We start from the raw sequence: 19,277 nt of genomic DNA, 5'->3' as shown, positions 1-19,277 counted from the left end.
CCAGGATCCCGACAGGCCTCATGAGCGACTCCCGCGCCTTCTGTGTTTCCGCTTTCGCGTTAGCGATCACCGCGCTGTTGCTGGCCGCGCCGCTGGCGCGCGCCGCCGACGAGTGCAAACCCGAGCTCGGCCGAGGCTGGCCGCCGGCGACCGAGAACCACGGCAGCGCGGTCGAACGCCTGTTCGCGGCCGGCGCCGCGCCCACGCTCAGCCTGACCACCCTGCCGCGCTACAGCACCGAGAGCGGTCTGCTGCTGATCCCGGGCGAGGGCGACGCCGACTGGCGCCTGCGCTACGCCGAAGCCGACGACCGCGTCGCCTCCTGGAGCGGCGGCGCCCTGCGCATGCGCGTGGACCAGGAGCCGGAAGTCGCCGAAGTGCCGATGCCGGCCGCGCTGGCCAAGCGCATGGTCGCCGACTGGCGGCGCGCGCTGAGCGCGACCGTGCCTGAGGACCGCGCCGCGGGCTTCCACGACGAGGACACCCTGCTGTTCATGGTCGACGGCATGCGCGTGAGCGGCCTGCTGCCCGAGTGCGGCGCCGGCGAACTGCTGATGCGGCAAAGCGAACTGTTGATCAAGGCGACCGACGACGGCAACGAGCGGCGCGCGCGCCGCTGGACCGAACTGTCGGCGCAACTGGACGAACTGGACCAATGGCTGGCCGGCAATGCCGCCGCCAGCGCGGGAGTAGCGAATGGCAACGATTGAAGTCAAAGTCCCGGATATCGGCGGTTACGACGACGTACCGGTCATCGAGTTGCTGGTCGCCGTCGGCGATACGGTGAAAAAGGACCAGGGGCTGGTCACGCTGGAGTCGGACAAGGCGACGATGGAAGTGCCCTCGTCGGCCGACGGCGTGATCAAGTCGATCAGCGTCAAGCTCGGCGACAAGGTCGCCGAAGGCACCGTGATCGCGATACTGGAAGCCGCGGGCGAAAGTGAGGCCAAGGCTGCGCCCGCCGCGGCCGCGCCTGCACCGGCGAAGGCCGCCGAAGCCGCGCCCGCGCCGAGCGCGCCGGCTGTGGCTGCCGCGCCCGCGACGCCAGCGCCTAGCGCCGCCGCGTCCAGCGGCCGCAAGGCCGACGTCGAATGCCGCATGCTGGTGCTCGGTTCCGGCCCCGGCGGCTACACCGCCGCCTTCCGCGCCGCCGACCTGGGCCTGGATACGGTGCTGGTCGAGCGCTACGCCACCCTCGGCGGCGTCTGCCTCAACGTCGGCTGCATTCCGTCCAAGGCCCTGCTGCACGCGGCCGCGCTGATCGACGAGACCTCGCATTCGGCCGACATCGGCCTGGATTTCGGCACGCCCAAGATCGACCTGGGCAAGCTGCGCGATTTCAAGCAGAACAAGGTGGTCGGCCAGTTCACCAAGGGCCTGGCCGGCATGGCCAAGCAGCGCAAGGTGCGCGTGGTCACCGGCACCGGTCGTTTCGTCTCCCCCAACGAATTGGAAGTGCAGGGCGAGAGCGGCACTCAGCTGATCCGTTTCGAGCAATGCATCATCGCCGCCGGTTCGCAGGCGGTGAAGCTGCCGGGCTTCCCCTGGGACGACCCGCGCGTGATGGATTCCACCGACGCGCTGGAACTGGCGGAGGTGCCGAAGAAGCTGCTGGTCGTCGGCGGCGGCATCATCGGCCTGGAAATGGCCACGGTCTATCGCGCCCTGGGCAGCGAAGTCACCGTGGTCGAGTTCATGGACCAGCTGATGCCGGGCGCGGATCCGGACCTGGTCAAGCCGCTGGCCGATCGCATCAAGAAGCAGGGCGTGGCCGTGCATCTCAAGGTCAAGGCCGCCGGCACCGAGGCGAGCAAGCAGGGCCTCAAGGTGTCGTTCGAACCCGCGGTCGCGGGCGGTAGCGCGCCCGAGGCGCAGCTGTTCGATCGCGTGCTGGTCGCGGTGGGCCGCGCACCCAACGGCGGCAAGCTGGACGCCGACAAGGCCGGCGTGCAGGTCACCGAGCGCGGCTTCATTCCGGTCGATCGGCAGATGCGCACCAACGTGCCGCACATCTTCGCGATCGGCGACCTGGTCGGTAATCCGATGCTCGCGCACAAGGCCACCCACGAGGGTAAGCTCGCGGCCGAAGTCGCCGCCGGCGAGAAGAAGGAATGGGTAGCGCGGGTGATTCCGTCGGTGGCCTACACCGATCCGGAAATCGCCTGGGTCGGTGTCACCGAGACCGAAGCCAAGGCCAAGGGGCTCAAGATCGGCGTCGGCAAGTTCCCGTGGGCCGCGAGCGCGCGCGCGTTGGGCCTGGGCCGCAGCGAGGGTTTCACCAAGTTGATCTTCGACGAGGCCACCCACCGGGTGATCGGTGCCGGCATCGTCGGCGTGCACGCGGGCGATCTGATCTCGGAGCTGGCCTTGGCCATCGAGATGGGCTGCGAGGCGTCCGACATCGGCCACACCATCCACCCGCATCCGACGCTCAGCGAGTCGGTGGCGATGGCGGCGGAGGTGTACGAGGGCACGATCACGGATCTCTACATTCCGAAGAAGAAGGCGTAATCGCGCCCATCCGTTCCCTCTTCCGCTTGCGGGAGAGGGTGAGGGCGGCGGCGCCGCAGGCGCCACGGCTCTCGCTCTTCGCGTCGTTCGTCGTGCCGCGAAGGTTGGCGGCTGTGCCTTTGCGTTCTACCGCAAGCGCTCAGGTGTAGGGGCCTTGTTCTGGCTCTTCATACCCCGAAAGCGGGCTCCGCTTTAGTTTGGCGGAGTCGAACATCCAGTGTCTTTAGCGTGCACTCGCACGCAAGTCCGCCTTCGCCTTTGATTCCCTCCTTTATCAAAGGGTAAAGCCGTGCGGCTTGCGAACCGCAGGGTCGTACACGACCGAACGCCGACCACTTGCTCCTAAGCTCTTAGCTCTTAGCTCTTAGCTCTTAGCTCCTAGTTCCTAGCTCTTTAGCTCCCTCCTTTATCAAAGGAGGGTTGGGGAGGATTTGCTTTGGCTTTGCTTTGCGTGTGCTCTTCACGAAGGTCAAAGGCTTCCGCCTGCTGCGCATGCGGGTCACTTTCTCTTGCTAGCCCAAGAGAAAGTAACCAAAGAGAAGGGCTAGCGGGACCAAACCTCCCCTGCGAGCGCGAGCTGGCGCCGGGATTTTTCGAATGGACGTCCCTGTCCATTCGAAAAACGGCGCGCGTCCTGCGCGCCGCCCTTCGGGTCTACGGTTGGTCGGGTGAGTGCGGGGCTTTTGGGCTTCAATGCCGCGGCAACGGCAACGGCAACGGCAACCGCAACCGCAACCACAACCGCAACCGCAACCGCAACCGCAACCGCAACCGCAACCGCAACCGCAGCCGCAGCCGCAGCCGCAACCGCAGCCGCAGCCGCAGCCGCAGCCGCAGCCGCAGCCGCAACCGCAACCGTTAGGCCGATTCGCCGATCAGAACGCGAACGTCACGCCCGCCATCGGGCCTTTGAAGCGCTGGTCCAGGCCTAGCACGCCGTCGCTGCCGCGCTGGTCCACGTCCAGCTTGAACCAGTCGTAGCCGACGAATACGCCGACGTTGGGCGTGAAGCGGTATTCGACCAGGGCGTTGGCGCGGCTGAGGTCGCCTTCGTAGTCGTCGAAGTTGCCCCAGCTCGCGTCCAGGTACTGGCCCTGGGCGACGAAGCGCCAGTGCTCGTTCGGTGCCACGGTCAGGCGCGCGCCGACCACCGGCGCGTAGCCGTCGTCGCTGGAGCGCGATTCGTAGGTGTTGACGCCGGACTCGGCGTACAGCTTGCCTTCGAGCTTGGCGTACTCGACGCCCAGCTGCAGGCCGAGGCTGACGGTGTCGGTTTCGACCACCGCGTAGTCGTAGACCACGCTGGCCAGTTCGAACTTGGCCTTGGCCTTGGCGAAGCTGCCGGCGGGGATGGTCACGTTGTCGAACGACAGGTCCTGGCCCAGGGTCGCGCGGCGGTCCTTGTCGTAGCCGAAGTAGTTGAACAGCAGACGATTGCGCTCGCTGAAGCGGAACTGGCCTTCCAGGCGCGGCACCACTTCGTCGCCGCCGAAATCGAAGTCCTCGCTGAACTCGAACGGCTGGCCGGCGAACACGGTGCTGCCGCGCAGTTCGCTTTGCGCGTCCACTTGCATCGCGCCCAGGCGCAGGGTGAAACGGTCGTCTTCGATGGCATGCGCGGGCAGCGCGAATACGACGCCGGTCGCGGCCAGCGCGAGCGTCAGGGGCAGGGTCTTGGGATTCACTAGTCGCACTCCGGATCGGGGGATGGGCCGTGCGGCACAACAAAAGTGCACGGCAGCCACATCAATGCCGAACGGCGGGTGCAACGACCGTGAAAGCGCGCGTTTGAATCGCGCGATTCAAAGTAGCGAAGGCCAGAAACGCGATGGGCGTCACAAAAGGCGAAGCCCCGGCCGGGGCCGGGGCTTCGGGGAGCCCACCGCTGCTTTTGCCATTGACGAGGAGAGAGTGGCGGGGGGCGTTCTATAAGACTGACCGGGGTCGGGCGGAAAGGTTCCGCGACTTTTCAGGTCGCCAGCGCGGCGGCCTCGGCCTCGGCCCGGCGGCGCTCGATCCGCTTCCAGACCTTCTCGTGGAGGTGGAAAGCCACGGTATTGCAGGCCGGTTCGACGAGGGCCAGGGCGCCGCCGACCCAAACGCTGCCGGTCATCAGATAGCCGACCAGGAAGGCGACGGTGAAATGCACGCAGGCGAAGCTTACGGTCTTGCCCATGATGGCGGTCACTAAATGAGAATTATTCTCAATTGTGCACGCCCGAATTGCGAAGTCAAATCGATAGACGCGCTCGCTTCGATAGTCGTCGGCTATCGCGTTTTCGCGCCCAAGGGTCCGCGCCGCGGACTTGACCTCCCAGGTAATTCAATGACCTACGCCGCGCGCGCACAGTGTTGCGCATGGACCGAAGACGCATCGAAGCCGTCCTCACCCCGGGCACCGCGCCGCACGCGGCCGTGACGCCCGGCGGTTGCCCGAAACGCTTACGCGTTCTATACTTTTGCGGCTCTACCGGGCGCTTTGCGCCTACCCCAGACCGACGAGACCCGCGTGCACGATCCATTGTCCACGGGCCGCCGGCTGGCGTCGCGCGCGATTGCCTGGCAAGCCGGCGCGACGGCGCTGACCGCGCTGGCCTTCCTCCCCCTCGGTGCGCGACATGCGCTAGCGGGCGCGGTCGGCGGAGGCGCGGTCTTCGCGGGTGCGGTGGTGGCGGCCTGGATGGCGCTAGGGGGCGGCGTGCAGCCGGCCGGCGCGGCCATAGGCCGCTTGCTGGCTGGAGTCATGCTGAAGTGGGTGGTGGTGTTCTTGATGCTCGGGCTGGGTCTGGCCGTGCTTCGGTTGCCGCCGCTGCCAATGCTGGTCGGGGTGCTCGCGGCGACGCTGGCCTTCGTACTGGCCAATCTTTTGAAACGATAGGTGTCTTTTCGTGAGTGAACAGACCGGTTCGGGCGGCCTGAACGAATACATCAAGCACCACCTGACCCACAACACCACGGAGGTGTTCGGGGGGCAGTTCCATTTCGACTCGTGGATCGTCGCTCTGGTGCTGGGCTTGGTGTTCGTGCTGTGGTTCGGTCTGGCGGCTCGCAAGGCCACCGCCGGCGTTCCCAGCAAGGGCCAGGCCTTCGTCGAGATGATCGTCGAGTTCATCGACGGCCAGGTGAAGGACACCTTCCACGGCGACCGCCGTTCGGTCACGCCGCTGGCGCTGACCATCTTCATGTGGGTCGTGTTCATGAACACGATGGACCTGCTGCCGCTGGATCTGTTCGGCTGGCTGGTCCACACCACCGCCGGCGCCGAAGCCGCGCACCACACTTATTTCCGCGCCGTTCCCACCGCCGACCTCAACACCACGTTCGCGCTGTCGGCCTCGGTGTTCTTCATCCTGATCGGCCACGCGGTCTCCGCCAAGGGCGCCCTGGGTTTCGGCAAGGAGCTGCTGACCGCGCCGTTCCACGCCCACGGCTTCATGAAGATCGTGCTGGTCCCGGTCAACCTGGTGATGAACGTCATCGAGTGGCTGGTCAAGCCGGTTTCGTTGGCGATGCGACTGTTCGGCAACATGTACGGCGGCGAGTTGGTGTTCATGCTGATCGCCGGCCTGATGGGAAGCATCTACACCATCGTCCCCGGCATCATCGCCAACGCGGCCTGGGCGATCTTCCACATCCTGATCATCCTGCTGCAGGCCTTCATCTTCATGATCCTCACGGTCGTCTACATCGCAGGCGCCCGCGAAAGCCATTGATTCAAGCCGCGTCACCCAGCTGCACCCCCAATTCGTTTTCCCTTCACCGTTTAGCACTACCTCTACCAGGAGAAGCACCATGGAGTTCATCGCCAACGTTCAGGGTCTGACCGCGATCGCGATCGGCATCATCATCGGTCTCGGCGCTCTGGGCGCTTGCCTCGGCATCGCGATCATGGGTTCGAAGTTCCTCGAATCCGCCGCTCGCCAGCCGGAGCTGGTCCCGATGCTGCAGGGCCGTATGTTCCTGCTCGCCGGTCTGATCGACGCCGCGTTCATCATCGGTCTCGCCGTGGCGCTGTTCTTCGCGTTCGCCAACCCGCTGATCAGCGTCCTCCAGGCCTGATCCGGGCCGGTTCGCGCGGCAACGCGCGAATCGGGCACACGGGCCGGCCACTCGGCCGGCTCCAGTACGACTACGTCGAGGACCCGTCATGAATCCCAACATGACTTTCTTCGGCCAGATGCTCTCCTTCGCGATCCTCGTCTGGTTCACGATGAAGTTCATTTGGCCGCCGCTGAACGCGGCCATCGAAGAACGCCAAAAGAAGATCGCCGAAGGCCTGGCCGCGGCGGAGCGTAGCCAGAAGGATCTCATCCAGGCGCAAGAGCGCGCGGATGCGGAACTTCGCGAGGCTCGCACCAAGGCCAACGAGATCATCGATCAGGCGCATCAGCGCGCCAATCAGATCATCGACCAGGCCAAGACCGATGCCGTCGTCGAAGCCACGCGCCAGAAGGCGTTGGCCGATGCCGAAATCGTCGCCGCCGCCACGCGTGCCCGCGAGGACCTGCGCAAGCAGGTGTCGACGCTGGCCGTCAGCGGTGCCGAAAAGCTGCTCAAGCGCGAGATCGACGCCAACGCCCACAAGGCGCTGCTCGACGATCTGGCCGCGCAGCTCTGAACGGCGCGCGACGCGAACGCACTGATCGGATAGCCCAAAGCTGATGAGCCAGAACCTCACACTCGCCCGCCCGTACGCCCGCGCCGCGTTCGCGTTGTCGCGCGACGGCGGTCGCTCCGCCGCCTGGTCGCAGGGCCTCGCCCTGGCCGCGCGCATCGCCGCCGACCCGCAGGTGCACGAACTGCTCGCGCACCCGCGCCTGTCGTCGGCCGACGCCGTCGGCCTGATCGCGATCGATGGCGCCGACGAAGCCTACCTGCGCTTCCTCGGCCTGCTCGCGGACAACCGCCGGCTGAGCTTGCTGCCGGAGATCGCGGGCATGTTCGAGGAACTGCGCGCGGAAGCCGAACGCATCGTCAAGGCGCGCGTCACCGCCGCCAGCGAACTGCCGGCCGCCGAGCTCGAGTCGATCAAGGCCGCGCTGACCAAGCGCTTCGGCCGCGAAGTCGAGATCGAGACCGCGGTCGACGCGTCGCTGATCGGCGGCGCGGTGATCGACGCGGGCGATGTGGTCATCGATGGCTCGCTCAAGGGCAAGCTCGCGCGCCTGCAGACCGCTCTCGCGGGCTGACCGGCGACCAGAACGAACTTAATTGCAAATCCGGCGGTATCGCCGGGCACAAGGGAACCACCCATGGCAAGCACGCAGCTCAACCCGTCCGAAATCAGCGAACTGATCAAGACCCGCATCGAGAAGGTCAAGCTGGCCGCCGAGGCGCGCAACGAAGGCACGGTCACCTCCGTGTCCGACGGCATCGTGCGCATCCACGGCCTGGCCGACGTGATGCAGGGCGAAATGATCGAGCTGCCGAACAACACCTTCGCACTCGCCCTGAACCTGGAGCGCGACTCGGTCGGCGCCGTGGTCCTGGGCGACTACGAGCACCTGCGCGAAGGCGACGTGGCCAAGACCACCGCGCGCATCCTCGAAGTGCCGGTCGGCAACGAGCTGCTCGGCCGCGTGGTCAACGCCCTGGGCGAGCCGATCGACGGCAAGGGTCCGATCGACGCCAAGCTGACCGCGCCGGTGGAGCGCGTCGCGCCGGGCGTGATCTGGCGTAAGTCGGTCGACCAGCCGGTGCAGACCGGCTACAAGACCGTCGACGCGATGATCCCGATCGGCCGCGGCCAGCGCGAGCTGATCATCGGCGACCGCCAGACCGGCAAGACCGCGATGGCGATCGACGCGATCATCAACCAGAAGGGCACCGGCATTAAGTGCGTGTACGTCGCGATCGGCCAGAAGGCCAGCTCGGTCGCCAACGTCGTGCGCAAGCTGGAAGAGAATGGCGCGCTCGCCCACACCATCGTGGTCGCCGCCACCGCGTCCGAGTCGGCCGCGATGCAGTACATCAGCCCCTACTCCGGCTGCACCATGGGCGAGTACTTCCTCGACCGCGGCGAAGACGCCCTGATCGTGTACGACGATCTGTCCAAGCAGGCCGTGGCCTACCGCCAGATCTCGCTGCTGCTGAAGCGTCCGCCGGGCCGCGAAGCCTACCCGGGCGACGTGTTCTACCTGCACTCCCGTCTGCTCGAGCGCGCCGCGCGCGTGTCCGAGGAGTACGTCGAAAAGTTCACCAACGGTGCGGTGAAGGGCAAGACCGGTTCGCTGACCGCGCTGCCGATCATCGAAACCCAGGCCGGCGACGTCTCGGCGTTCGTGCCGACCAACGTGATCTCGATCACCGACGGCCAGATCTTCCTGGAAACCGACCTGTTCAACGCCGGTATCCGTCCGGCCGTGAACGCCGGTATCTCGGTGTCCCGCGTCGGCGGCGCCGCCCAGACCAAGATCGTGAAGAAGCTGTCGGGCGGCATCCGTATCGCCCTGGCCCAGTACCGCGAGCTGGCTGCGTTCGCGCAGTTCGCCTCGGACCTGGACGAAGCCACCCGCAAGCAGCTCGAGCGCGGCCAGCGCGTCACCGAGCTGATGAAGCAGAAGCAGTACGCGCCGATGTCGATCGCGCTGCAGTCGCTGTCGATCTACGCGGTGGACAAGGGTTACATGGACGAAGTGCCGGTCGCCAAGATCGGCGCGTTCGAGGAAGCCCTGCACGCCCACTTCACCAACACCGCCGGCGAACTGATCAACAAGATCAACGCCACCGGCGCGTGGGACGACGAGATCGAAGGCGCCTTCAAGAAGGGCATCGAAGAGTTCAAGCAGACCGGGACCTGGTGAGTAAGGCTGGGATTCGAGATACGGGATTCGGGATTCGGCGAGGCCGAACCCGACCCGCTGGTACGAATCCCCAATCCCTAATCCCTAATCCCACGAGCGGAGCGAGTTAATGGCAGGCGGACGCGAAATCAAGACGAAGATCAAGAGCGTGCAGAACACCCGCAAGGTGACGCGCGCGCTCGAGATGGTCTCGGCCTCCAAGATCCGCAAGGCGCAGGAGCGCATGAAGACCTCGCGTCCGTACGCGCGGGTGATGAAGCAGGTGATCGGTCACCTGGCCCAGGCCAATTCCGATTACCAGCATCCGTACATGATCGAGCGCAAGGAAACCAAGCGCGTCGGTTACATCATCGTCTCCTCCGACCGCGGCCTGGCCGGCGGCCTCAACAACAACCTGTTCCGCAAGCTGCTGGGCGAAATGCGCAAGTGGCAGGAGCAGGGCGTCGAGGTCGACGTGGTCACCATCGGCCAGAAGGCCTCGGTGTTCTTCCGCCGCATCAAGGTCAACATGCTGGCCTCGGTCACCCACCTGGGCGACAAGCCGCACCTGGAGCAGCTGGTCGGCGTGAACAAGGTCATGCTGGACGCGTACAGCGCCGGCAGCATCGACCGTGTGTTCCTGTCCTACAACGACTTCGTCAACACCATGACGCAGCGCGCGGCGTTCGATCAGCTGCTGCCGCTGCCGGAGCCGGAAACGCAGGTCGCCCACCACGACTGGGACTACATCTACGAGCCCGATGCGAAGACCGTGCTGGAGCACGTGCTGACGCGCTACATCGAGTCGCTGGTGTACCAGGCGGTGCTGGAGAACGTCGCGTCCGAGCACGCCGCCCGCATGGTGGCGATGAAGGCGGCCAGCGATAACGCCGGCAAGCTGATCGACACCCTGAAGCTGGTCTACAACAAGGCGCGCCAGGCTGCGATCACGCAGGAAATCTCCGAAATCGTCGGCGGCGCCGCGGCGGTCTAAACCATACACGCGGACGCCTGTCGCGGCCGCCATGCAGCATTAAGTTACTGAGGAAAGAACCATGAGCCAGGGCAAGATCGTTCAGATCATCGGTGCGGTCGTCGACGTCGAGTTCGCGCGCGCGGAAGTGCCGAAGGTGTACGACGCGTTGAAGGTCGCCAACACCGAAATCACGCTGGAAGTGCAGCAGCAGCTCGGCGACGGCATCGTGCGTACCATCGCGCTGGGTTCGACCGACGGCCTCAAGCGCAACCTGATCGCGACCAACACCGGTCACGCGATCTCGGTGCCGGTGGGCGCGGGCACCCTGGGCCGCATCATGGACGTGCTGGGCAACCCGATCGACGAAGCCGGCCCGGTGCAGGCGACCGATCATTGGGAAATCCACCGTTCGGCTCCGTCCTACGAGGACCAGTCCTCGGCCAACGACCTGCTCGAAACCGGCATCAAGGTCATCGACCTGATGTGCCCGTTCGCGAAGGGCGGCAAGGTCGGCCTGTTCGGCGGCGCCGGCGTGGGCAAGACCGTCAACATGATGGAACTCATCAACAACATCGCCAAGGCGCACAGCGGTCTGTCCGTGTTCGCCGGCGTGGGCGAGCGTACCCGCGAGGGCAACGACTTCTACCACGAGATGAAGGACTCCAACGTCCTCGACAAGGTGGCGATGGTGTACGGCCAGATGAACGAGCCGCCGGGCAACCGTCTGCGCGTGGCCCTGACCGGCCTGACCATGGCCGAGTACTTCCGCGACGAGAAGGACGCGTCCGGCAAGGGTAAGGACGTGCTGCTGTTCGTCGACAACATCTACCGCTACACCCTGGCCGGTACCGAAGTGTCGGCGCTGCTGGGCCGTATGCCGTCGGCGGTGGGTTACCAGCCGACCCTGGCCGAGGAAATGGGCGTCCTGCAGGAGCGCATCACCTCGACCAAGACCGGTTCGATCACCTCGATCCAGGCCGTGTACGTGCCCGCGGACGACCTGACCGACCCGTCGCCGGCGACCACCTTCGCCCACCTCGACGCCACCGTCGTGTTGAGCCGTAACATCGCGTCGCTGGGCATCTACCCGGCCGTGGATCCGCTGGACTCGACCTCGCGTCAGCTCGACCCGAACGTGATCGGTGCCGAGCACTACGACACCGCGCGTCGCGTGCAGTCGACCCTGCAGAAGTACAAGGAACTGAAGGACATCATCGCGATCCTGGGCATGGACGAGCTGTCGGAAGAAGACAAGCAGGCCGTGTCGCGCGCGCGCAAGATCGAGCGTTTCTTCTCGCAGCCGTTCCACGTGGCCGAAGTCTTCACCGGCGCGCCGGGCAAGTACGTGTCGCTGAAGGACACGATCCGCGGCTTCAAGGGCATCGTCGACGGCGAGTACGACCACCTGCCGGAGCAGGCGTTCTACATGGTCGGCGCGATCGAGGAAGCGGTCGAGAAGGCCAAGAAGATGGGCGTGGGCTGAGACGCCTGACGGCGTCTCGGAAACTGGGGGTCGAGAATCGGGAATCGTAAGAGCGGAACGTCAGCCCTCGCGGCTTTAGACGAATCCTCATTCCCCATTCCCGATTCCCGTCGAGCGAGCAAAGCGAGAGAAACATGGCCACTACGTTCCGTTGCGACATCGTCAGCGCCGAGGAAGAAATCTTCCACGGCGAAGCGACGCTGCTGGTCGCCACCGGCGAAATCGGCGAGCTCGGCATCGCGCCGCGCCACGCGCCGCTGATCACGCGTCTCAAGCCCGGCAAGGTCGTGGTGACCCTGCCCAACGGCGAGCACCTGGACTTCGCCGTGTCCGGCGGCATCCTGGAAGTACAGCCGCAGGTCGTGACCGTGCTGGCCGACACCGCGATCCGCGCTCAGGACATCGACGAGGCCGCCGTGCGCGCCGCCAAGGAAGAAGCCGAGCGCATCCTGTCGAAGAAGGATCCGAAGATGAGCGCGGAAGAGGCTCAGGCGCAGCTGGCGATGAGCGTTGCCCAGCTGAGTGCTCTGGAGCGTCTGCGCAAGAACATGAAGCACTGATCGCGCGCCACCGCGTCGCGAACGAAACGCCGGCCTCGCGCCGGCGTTTTTGTTTTGGGCAGTCCTGGGGGATGAGCGGCGTGAGCCGCGACCACGAAACCTCGGTCGCCGAAGAGCCCGCGAGTGCGAGGCAGGGTCGCGGCTTATGACCGAAGGAAATCCCTGTGGGATGCCGCTGCTGCCCTAAAGCCCGGTCAGCGGCGATAGATCCAGTACCGCGACAGCAGGAAGCCGATCGCGCCCAGCACCAGTTCCACCGCGGGCTTGGCCAGCCAGGTCCAGGTCAGGCCGACCGCGTCGTCGATCGCGCCCATGGCCCAGGTGCTGGCCAGGGTGGTCGCGATCCACATGCCCAGGAAACGGCCGAACTGACGGCGGCCGACGCGGGTGTCGTCGCCGGCGAAGGTGATGCGGCCGTTGAGCCAGAAGCCGAGCAGGGCGCCGCTGACGCGGCCGGCGATGTTGGCCGGTTCCACCGCCATGCCGGCGTGGCTGAGCGCGACCATCACCCCCCAATCCAGCAGCCATTGGATCAGGCCGATGATGAGGTAGTGGCGGCCCTGACGACCCAGGCTCATCCGGCGCGGCTCCGCGGACGGCGGCGCGCCGATGGGCGGTGGCGTGAATGGCGCGGGGTCGGATTCGGCACCGCCGCATCCTAGCAGGGCCGGCGCGGCTAGAATCACTGTTCACTGAACGCGTAATCGCCTCCCGGAGTCCGCATGGCCGCACCCCTGCATGTCGTCATTCTCGCCGCCGGCGAGGGCAAGCGCATGAAGTCCGACACCGCCAAGGTGCTGCAGAAAATCGGCGGACGGCCGATGCTCGCGCACGTGATCGCGACCGCGCGCGCTCTGGATTCGGCCGGCATCCACGTGGTCTACGGGCATGGCGGCGAGCAGGTGCGCGCGGCCTTCGCCGATCAGCCGGACCTGCACTGGGCCGAACAGGCGCAGCGCCTGGGCACCGGCCACGCGGTGCAGCAGGCGATGCCGGGCGTGCCACAGGATGCGCGCGTGCTGGTGCTGTACGGCGACGTGCCGCTGACCACGCCCGCGACCTTGCAGCGCCTGCTGGACGCACCGGGCCGACTGGCGGTGCTGGTCGCCGACCTGATCGATCCCACCGGCTATGGCCGCATCGTGCGCGACGCCGAAGGCCGGGTCGGCCAGATCGTCGAGCACAAGGACGCCGACGAGGCGCAACGCGAGATCCGCACCGTCAACACCGGCATCCTGGTCTGCGACGGCGAGCCCTTGCGGCGCTGGCTGCAGAACCTGGGCAACGACAACGCCCAGGGCGAGTACTACCTCACCGACGTGTTCGCCGCCGCCGCCGCCGAATTCAGCGCCGCCGAGATGGTGCACGTGAGCGATCCGCTGGAGGTCGAGGGCGTCAACGACCCCTGGCAGCTGGCGCAGATGGAGCGCGCGTTCCAGCGCCGCGCCGCGCGCGCGCTGTGCGAGCAGGGCGCGCGCCTGGCCGATCCGACCCGTTTCGATCAGCGCGGCGTAGTCAGCGTCGGCCGCGACGTCGAGATCGATGTCGACGTGATCCTGGAGGGCCGGGTCGAGCTCGCCGACGGCGTGCGCATCGGTCCTTTCTGCCGGCTCAAGGACGTGACGCTGGGGCCGGGCACCGAAGTGCGCGCGCATTGCGACCTGGACGGCGTGGTGGTCGAGGGCGCGGCCCAGATCGGTCCGTACTCGCGCCTGCGTCCGGGCACCGTGCTCGCCGACGGCGTGCACGTGGGCAACTTCGTGGAAACCAAGAATGCGCGTCTGGGCGTGAGCAGCAAAGCCAATCATCTGGCTTACCTCGGCGATGCGACCATCGGCAGCGGCGTGAACGTCGGCGCCGGCACCATCACCTGCAACTACGATGGCGTCAACAAATCGGTCACCGTGATCGAGGACGGCGCCTTCATCGGTTCCAATTCGGCCTTGGTGGCGCCGGTGACCATAGGCGCGGGCGCGACCATCGGCGCCGGCTCGGTGATCGGCAAGAACGCGCCGGAAGGCAAGCTCACCGTCGCGCGCGCGCGCCAGGTCACGATCGACGGTTGGCAGCGACCGGTGAAGAAGCCTAAGGCTTGAGGTGGGTAGTTGGAGGTTAGCCTCTAATCACTCGAAGTACCTCTCCCCTCCGCGAACAGTCCCCCCCTTTGAAAAAGGGGGGCTAGGGGGGATTTTCTGTTGCTGTTGCTGGTTCGTACAAGGCAAAAGCAAATCCCCCCTGGCCCCCCTTTTTCAAAGGGGGGAATTCAAAGGCAAGGGGATGGGGCAAGCGTAGGCGACGAAACCACGCTCAATCCGGAATCAACATCGACACGCACAAGCCGCCGCCTTCGCGGTTGAGCAGGGCGATGCGGCCGCCGTGGGCTTCGGCGATTTCGCGCGCCAGGGCCAGGCCCAGGCCGGTGCCGTTGCGCTTGGTCGAGTAGAACGGCAACAGCGCGTTCGCGAGCACCGCCTCGTTCATGCCGGTGCCGCGGTCGAGCACGTCGATGCGCCAGGCGTCGGGCGTGCGCCGCAGCACCAGGCGCACTTCCTCAGGCTTGGAGCCGGACTCGTGCGCGTTCTTGAGCAGGTTGAGCAGGCTCTGCTCCATCTGCGCGGCGTCGAAATGGACGATGCCTTCCTGACCGCGCGCGCGGCCGTCGTAGACGAAGTCGACCTGGCTGCGCAGCTGGGCCAGAAAACGCGACCACTCCACCGCCTCCAGGCGCGGCGCCGGCAGCTTGGCGAAGCGCGCGTAATCGCGGATGAAACCTTCCAGATGGCGCGCGCGTTCCTCGATGGTGGTCAGCGCGGTCGGCAGCTTGTCGTATTGGCCGCGCCGCACCAGCTCGGCGCCGGAGTGGGCGAGCGAGGCGATCGGCGCCAGCGAGTTGTTGAGCTCGTGGCTGATCACCCGGATCACCTTCTTCCAGGTCTGCACTTCCTGGCGGCGCAGCTCGGCGGTGAGCTGGCGCAGCAGCACCAGCTCGTGGTGGCGGCCGTTGAGGCGGAACATGCGCCGGGCGAGGTGGTAGATGTCCTCGTTGTCCTCGTCGCCGACGGTGAACATGCCGTCGCCGCCGCGATCGAAGGCTTCGCGCACGGGCTCGGGCGCGCGCGCGAGCAGGTCATCGAAGGACTGGCCTTCGAGCCGGCGGCCTTCGCCCAGCATTTTGCGGGCGGCCAGATTGGCGTGGACAACGCGCCGGCTCGGATCGACCAGCAGCATCGCCACCGGCGTGTTCTGGACCATCGTGTCCAGCAGCAGTTCGCGCTGCACCAGCGACAGCCGCTGTTCGCGCAGGGCCTCGCCGAGCAGGTTATGGCTGTCGACCAGCTCGCCGAGTTCGCCGCGGCCCGCCCATGACAGGCCGAAGCTGTAGTCGCCGTCGCGGTAGCTGGCGACGCTGCCGGCGAGCGCGCGGAACAGCGAGTTCATCGGCGCGAACGCGCGGCGCACGTGGTAGACCAACAGCGGCAGCAATAGCGCCACCGCCAGCGCCGGCGCCATCCAGCGCTGCGACAGCAGGGTACCCAGCCAGGTGGTCAAGGCGGTGCCTACGATCAGGTAAGCCAGCGCGATCGCGCTGAAGCTCAGGCTCAAGGGCAGATGGCGCAACCAGCGCATCGCGTTCTCCTCAGTCCCGTTTTATGCCGAGCCGGTCGAGCCGGCGATACAAGGCCTGACGCGACAGGCCCAGTTCGCTCGCCGCCTGCGCGAGCACGCCACCGGCGCGTTCCAGCGCCGCCTCGATGCTGGCGCGGTCGGGCTCGTCGCCGCCGGAGGCCGCGACGCTCGCATTGGCCGCCGGCAGGCCCAGATCGGCGGCGCCGATGTCGTCGCCGCGCGCCAGCAGGACCGCGCGCTGCAGGGTGTTGCGCAGCTCGCGCACGTTGCCCGGCCAGGCGTGCGCGACCAGAGCGTGCTCGGCGTCCTCGCTCAGGCGCTTGCGGCCGTCGGCTGCGAGTTCGCGCAGGAACTTGCGCGCCAGCGGCAGCACGTCGTCCGAACGTTCGCCCAGCGGGGGCAGGTGAATCTCGATGGTGTTGAGGCGGTAATAGAGGTCTTCGCGGAAGCGGCCGTCGCGGATCATCGCCGGCAGGTCGGCGTTGGTGGCGCTGATCACGCGCACCTTGACCTGGCGCTCGCGGTTGGAGCCCAGGCGTTCGAAGCGCCCGGTCTCGAGCACGCGCAGCAGCTTCATCTGGCCGGCCAGCGGCAGGTTGCCGATCTCGTCCAGGAACAGGGTGCCGCCATCGGCGGCTTCGAACTTGCCTTCGCGCGCCTTGCTGGCGCCGGTGTAGGCGCCGGCGTCGGCGCCGAACAATTCTGCCTCGATCAGTTCCGACGGCAGCGCGCCGCAGTTGAGCGTCACGAAGGGGCCGGACTTGACCGAGGAATTGGCCTGCACGATCTCGGCGATCTTCTCCTTGCCGGCGCCGTTGGGGCCGGTGATGAGCACCGGTACGTCGGCGCGCGCGACATGCCCGGCCAGCTCGACCACGCGCGTCAGCGCCTCGGAGGCGAACACCAGGCCGCGCAGGTCGTAGCGCGATTCGAGTTCGCGGTGCGCGCGCTTGCGCTGGTCGTGCAGGCGCGCGACTTCGCGCGTGCTCGCCGACAGCTCCAGCAGGTTCTCGACGCTGGCCAGCAGCTTCTGGTCGTCCCAGGGCTTGGCCAGGTAATCGGCGGCGCCGGCCTTGGCCAGATCGACCGCGATGTCCAGGTGGGTCCAGGCGGTGAGCAGGATGATCGGCAGGTCGGGGTGGCGCGCGCGGATCGCGCGGAACAGGGCCACGCCTTCCTCGCCCGAGGTGGTGTCGGCGCTGAAGTTCATGTCCTGGATCACCAGGCCGATCTGCTCGCGTTCCAGCGCCTGCAGGCCGTCCTCCGGCGATTGCGCGGTGAGCACGCGGATCTCGCGCAGGCCGAACAGCAGGTCCAGCGCGGTGCCGACCGCGGGGTTGTCGTCGATCACCAGGACGGTGCGCATAAGGCTCCGGAACGTTGAGGGTGCGGCGGCGTGCGCGACGTCGCCGCGGGTCCGGCGGAAGTATAGCCAGCGCCGCCGCGCGGCAGCGGCGCGCGGGCGCCGATACCGCGAGACGGCGCGTCGATCATGGCGCGGCCGCGCCGGTGGCGCGAGTGCGTGCGATCCAGCCGTCGATGCGCTGCTCCAGCGCGTCCAGCGGCAGGGCGCCGCCGCCCAGGACCTGATCGTGGAAGGCGCGGATGTCGAAGCGATCGCCGAGCGCGGTTTGCGCGCGCTCGCGCAGCTCGACGATCTTCAGCTCGCCGATCTTGTAGGCCAGCGCCTGGCCGGGGTTGGCGATGTAGCGATCGACCTCGGCCTGGATGTTGGGCTCGTCCGAATCCGAATGCTCGCGGTACCAGGCCACCATCTGTTCGCGCGTCCAACGCTTGTGGTGCACGCCGGTGTCCAGCACCAGGCGGTTGGCGCGCACCAGTTCCTGGGCGAGTCGGCCGAAGTCGCTGTACGGGTCCTGATAGAAACCCAGTTCCTTGCCCAGGCGCTCGGAGTACAGGCCCCAGCCTTCGATGTAGGCGGTCTCGCCGATCAGGCGCCGGAACGGCGGCAGCTCGGGCAGGGCGCGGGTGATCGAGTTCTGCAGGTGATGGCCGGGAATGCCCTCGTGGTAGGCGATCGCCTCGATCGGCAGCAGCAGGCGTTCGGTCGGCGCGCTGGTATTGATCATGATCATGCCCGGCCGGGAACCGTCGGGCGTGCCGGGCATGTAGCCGGCCGCGGACGCGGACTTCTCGCGGTAGGGTTCGATCGCGCGCACTTCCACGCCGGTCTTGGGCAGTAGGCCGAATAGCTCGGGCAGGCGCGGCTCCATCTGGGTCACGTACTTGCGGTACAGCTCCAGGATCTGCTCGCGCGACTGCGCGTGTTGCTTGGGATCCTGGCGCACCGCGGCGCGCATCGCCTTGAGGTCGGCATAGCCGAGCTTGCGCGCGATCTCGGCCTGGGTCTTCTCGATCCGCGCGACTTCGGCCAGGCCGAGCTGGTGGATCTGCTCGGCGCTCATGTCGGTCGAGGCCTGCTGGCGGATCTGGTAGGCGTACAGCGCCTCGCCCTTGGGCAGCGACCACAGGCCCGGCGTTTCGCGGCCCTGCGGCGCGTACTCCTTGGCGACGAATTCGGACAGCTTGCGATAGGCCGGCCGCACCTGTTCGTCGACCGCGGCGAGCAGGGCCTTGCGGATGCGCTCGCGCTCGGCGGCCGGCACGCTGTCGGGGAATTTCTGCAGCGGCTGGGCGAACACATTGTCGGCGCCGGCCGGGTCGGCGATGCCGTCGCATTGCGCGACCACTTTCTCCAACAGGTAGCGCGGCGGCATCAGGCCGTCCTTGGCGCCCTGACGCGCGCGCTCGGTGACCTGGTCCAGCAGCTTGGGCATCGCGCGCAGGCGCACGATGTATTCGTCGTACTGCTTGACGTCGTTGAACGGAAACGCGCTGGCGATGATCGGCAGCAGCAGGTGGATGCCGTTCATCTGGTCCAGCGGCATCTCATGCAGCTTGAGCCGGTAGAACTCGCGGTCGCTTTCCAGGCGCCGGATCATCAGCTGCAGGTTGAGTCGGTCGGCGTCGGCCAGGCCTTCGGGGTCGATCGCGCGGAAGCGCTTGAGCAGCGCTTCGAGATCGCGGGTCTGGCTGTCGACGGCGGAGAGCGAGAAATCGCTCCAGCCGGCGTTGTAGCGATAGTCGCCGAAGAAGCTGGCCTGCTCCGGCGCTTCGCGCAGGAAGGTCTGCCACTGCTCGTCCAGCAGGGCGTTGAGCGCGCGGGTGCGGGCGGCGACGTCGGCGCTGGTAGCGCTGGACGCCGGCGCCGCGGGGGCGGCGGTTGCGGCGTGGACGCCGCCGATGGCCAGGGTCAGGGCGAGCGCGAGGGCGTGCAAGGGGGCGTTGCGTGGGGACATGAGTGCGGGCTCCGTACC

At 67.0% G+C, this 19,277-nt stretch carries 18 protein-coding genes; 12 read left to right on the top strand and 6 right to left on the bottom strand.

Annotated features, from left to right (window positions below):
- Positions 1-20 precede the first annotated feature (20 nt).
- Positions 21-710, top strand: a complete 690-nt coding sequence (locus ASD69_RS16130; RefSeq protein ID WP_056180546.1) for a hypothetical protein — start codon at positions 21-23, stop codon at positions 708-710.
- A complete protein-coding gene (gene lpdA / locus ASD69_RS16125) occupies positions 697-2,511 on the top strand; it encodes a dihydrolipoyl dehydrogenase (protein ID WP_056180544.1) in 1,815 nt (604 codons plus the stop codon). Before ASD69_RS16130 ends, lpdA begins: the two co-directional genes overlap by 14 nt.
- Positions 2,512-3,386: 875 nt before the next feature.
- On the opposite strand, the gene ASD69_RS16120 is transcribed toward lpdA, so the two are convergent.
- Together ASD69_RS16120 and ASD69_RS16115 are read right to left on the bottom strand one after the other, a co-directional pair.
- Entirely contained in the window at positions 3,387-4,196 is an 810-nt protein-coding gene (locus ASD69_RS16120; RefSeq protein ID WP_235567247.1) for a YfaZ family protein, read from the bottom strand.
- Positions 4,197-4,480: 284 nt separating this feature from the next.
- On the bottom strand, positions 4,481-4,687 hold the full coding sequence (locus ASD69_RS16115; protein ID WP_056180541.1) for a DUF2061 domain-containing protein: 207 nt from the start codon (positions 4,685-4,687) through the stop codon (positions 4,481-4,483).
- Between the two features lie 333 nt (positions 4,688-5,020).
- Here ASD69_RS16115 and ASD69_RS16110 point away from each other — a divergent pair, with 333 nt between their 5' ends.
- The 9 genes from ASD69_RS16110 to ASD69_RS16070 all read left to right on the top strand — a co-directional run bounded on the left by ASD69_RS16110 (position 5,021) and on the right by ASD69_RS16070 (position 12,312).
- Positions 5,021-5,389 carry a hypothetical protein gene (locus ASD69_RS16110; protein ID WP_082576590.1) on the top strand — a complete coding sequence of 123 codons (369 nt, stop codon included), beginning with the start codon at positions 5,021-5,023 and terminating at the stop codon, positions 5,387-5,389.
- A gap of 10 nt (positions 5,390-5,399) precedes the next feature.
- Positions 5,400-6,224, top strand: a complete 825-nt coding sequence (atpB, locus tag ASD69_RS16105) for a F0F1 ATP synthase subunit A (protein ID WP_056180534.1) — start codon at positions 5,400-5,402, stop codon at positions 6,222-6,224.
- A 79-nt stretch (positions 6,225-6,303) separates the two neighbouring features.
- On the top strand, positions 6,304-6,570 hold the full coding sequence (gene atpE, locus ASD69_RS16100) for a F0F1 ATP synthase subunit C (RefSeq protein ID WP_056180531.1): 267 nt from the start codon (positions 6,304-6,306) through the stop codon (positions 6,568-6,570).
- 88 nt (positions 6,571-6,658) lie between these two features.
- On the top strand, positions 6,659-7,129 hold the full coding sequence (locus ASD69_RS16095) for a F0F1 ATP synthase subunit B (protein ID WP_056180526.1): 471 nt from the start codon (positions 6,659-6,661) through the stop codon (positions 7,127-7,129).
- A 43-nt stretch (positions 7,130-7,172) separates the two neighbouring features.
- Complete coding sequence (locus tag ASD69_RS16090) at positions 7,173-7,700, top strand: F0F1 ATP synthase subunit delta (protein WP_056180522.1); 528 nt, start codon at positions 7,173-7,175, stop codon at positions 7,698-7,700.
- 63 nt (positions 7,701-7,763) lie between these two features.
- Entirely contained in the window at positions 7,764-9,314 is a 1,551-nt protein-coding gene (atpA, locus tag ASD69_RS16085; RefSeq protein ID WP_056180519.1) for a F0F1 ATP synthase subunit alpha, read from the top strand.
- Between the two features lie 109 nt (positions 9,315-9,423).
- A complete protein-coding gene (atpG, locus tag ASD69_RS16080) occupies positions 9,424-10,287 on the top strand; it encodes a F0F1 ATP synthase subunit gamma (RefSeq protein ID WP_056180514.1) in 864 nt (287 codons plus the stop codon).
- A gap of 61 nt (positions 10,288-10,348) precedes the next feature.
- Entirely contained in the window at positions 10,349-11,752 is a 1,404-nt protein-coding gene (atpD, locus tag ASD69_RS16075) for a F0F1 ATP synthase subunit beta (protein ID WP_056180511.1), read from the top strand.
- 134 nt (positions 11,753-11,886) lie between these two features.
- Positions 11,887-12,312 (top strand): F0F1 ATP synthase subunit epsilon, encoded by a 426-nt coding sequence (locus tag ASD69_RS16070; protein ID WP_056180509.1) that lies wholly within the window; start codon positions 11,887-11,889, stop codon positions 12,310-12,312.
- Between the two features lie 194 nt (positions 12,313-12,506).
- Here ASD69_RS16070 and ASD69_RS16065 read toward each other — a convergent pair whose 3' ends face one another.
- Entirely contained in the window at positions 12,507-12,890 is a 384-nt protein-coding gene (locus ASD69_RS16065; RefSeq protein ID WP_056180506.1) for a GtrA family protein, read from the bottom strand.
- 144 nt (positions 12,891-13,034) lie between these two features.
- Between ASD69_RS16065 and glmU the strand changes: the two genes are divergently transcribed.
- Positions 13,035-14,408 carry a bifunctional UDP-N-acetylglucosamine diphosphorylase/glucosamine-1-phosphate N-acetyltransferase GlmU gene (gene glmU, locus ASD69_RS16060; protein WP_056180503.1) on the top strand — a complete coding sequence of 458 codons (1,374 nt, stop codon included), beginning with the start codon at positions 13,035-13,037 and terminating at the stop codon, positions 14,406-14,408.
- Between the two features lie 211 nt (positions 14,409-14,619).
- Here the strand turns inward: glmU and ASD69_RS16055 are convergent, their stop codons facing one another.
- The 3 genes from ASD69_RS16055 to ASD69_RS16045 all read right to left on the bottom strand — a co-directional run bounded on the left by ASD69_RS16055 (position 14,620) and on the right by ASD69_RS16045 (position 19,259).
- Positions 14,620-15,939, bottom strand: a complete 1,320-nt coding sequence (locus ASD69_RS16055) for an ATP-binding protein (protein ID WP_056180500.1) — start codon at positions 15,937-15,939, stop codon at positions 14,620-14,622.
- Positions 15,940-15,949: 10 nt separating this feature from the next.
- The gene (locus ASD69_RS16050; protein WP_056180497.1) at positions 15,950-17,305 is read right to left on the bottom strand and encodes a sigma-54 dependent transcriptional regulator; all 1,356 of its coding nucleotides are present in this window, start codon (positions 17,303-17,305) and stop codon (positions 15,950-15,952) included.
- 124 nt (positions 17,306-17,429) lie between these two features.
- A complete protein-coding gene (locus ASD69_RS16045; protein WP_200944017.1) occupies positions 17,430-19,259 on the bottom strand; it encodes a DUF885 family protein in 1,830 nt (609 codons plus the stop codon).
- Positions 19,260-19,277 lie beyond the last annotated feature (18 nt).

It is taken from the genome of Lysobacter sp. Root604, from assembly GCF_001427505.1.
GTDB lineage: Bacteria > Pseudomonadota > Gammaproteobacteria > Xanthomonadales > Xanthomonadaceae > Lysobacter.
Note: the sequence above shows the minus strand (reverse complement) of the source record. Positions and strands in the feature narration are given on the sequence as shown.

Coding starts and splice junctions, on each gene's coding strand:
- atpG (WP_056180514.1), top strand. CDS start 9,424: ATGGCAGGCGGACGCGAAATCAAGACGAAGATCAAGAGCGTGCAGAAC.
- ASD69_RS16095 (WP_056180526.1), top strand. CDS start 6,659: ATGAATCCCAACATGACTTTCTTCGGCCAGATGCTCTCCTTCGCGATC.
- lpdA (WP_056180544.1), top strand. CDS start 697: ATGGCAACGATTGAAGTCAAAGTCCCGGATATCGGCGGTTACGACGAC.
- ASD69_RS16090 (WP_056180522.1), top strand. CDS start 7,173: ATGAGCCAGAACCTCACACTCGCCCGCCCGTACGCCCGCGCCGCGTTC.
- glmU (WP_056180503.1), top strand. CDS start 13,035: ATGGCCGCACCCCTGCATGTCGTCATTCTCGCCGCCGGCGAGGGCAAG.
- atpA (WP_056180519.1), top strand. CDS start 7,764: ATGGCAAGCACGCAGCTCAACCCGTCCGAAATCAGCGAACTGATCAAG.
- ASD69_RS16115 (WP_056180541.1), bottom strand. CDS start 4,687: ATGGGCAAGACCGTAAGCTTCGCCTGCGTGCATTTCACCGTCGCCTTC.
- ASD69_RS16130 (WP_056180546.1), top strand. CDS start 21: ATGAGCGACTCCCGCGCCTTCTGTGTTTCCGCTTTCGCGTTAGCGATC.
- atpD (WP_056180511.1), top strand. CDS start 10,349: ATGAGCCAGGGCAAGATCGTTCAGATCATCGGTGCGGTCGTCGACGTC.
- ASD69_RS16065 (WP_056180506.1), bottom strand. CDS start 12,890: ATGAGCCTGGGTCGTCAGGGCCGCCACTACCTCATCATCGGCCTGATC.
- ASD69_RS16055 (WP_056180500.1), bottom strand. CDS start 15,939: ATGCGCTGGTTGCGCCATCTGCCCTTGAGCCTGAGCTTCAGCGCGATC.
- atpE (WP_056180531.1), top strand. CDS start 6,304: ATGGAGTTCATCGCCAACGTTCAGGGTCTGACCGCGATCGCGATCGGC.
- ASD69_RS16070 (WP_056180509.1), top strand. CDS start 11,887: ATGGCCACTACGTTCCGTTGCGACATCGTCAGCGCCGAGGAAGAAATC.
- ASD69_RS16045 (WP_200944017.1), bottom strand. CDS start 19,259: ATGTCCCCACGCAACGCCCCCTTGCACGCCCTCGCGCTCGCCCTGACC.
- ASD69_RS16050 (WP_056180497.1), bottom strand. CDS start 17,305: ATGCGCACCGTCCTGGTGATCGACGACAACCCCGCGGTCGGCACCGCG.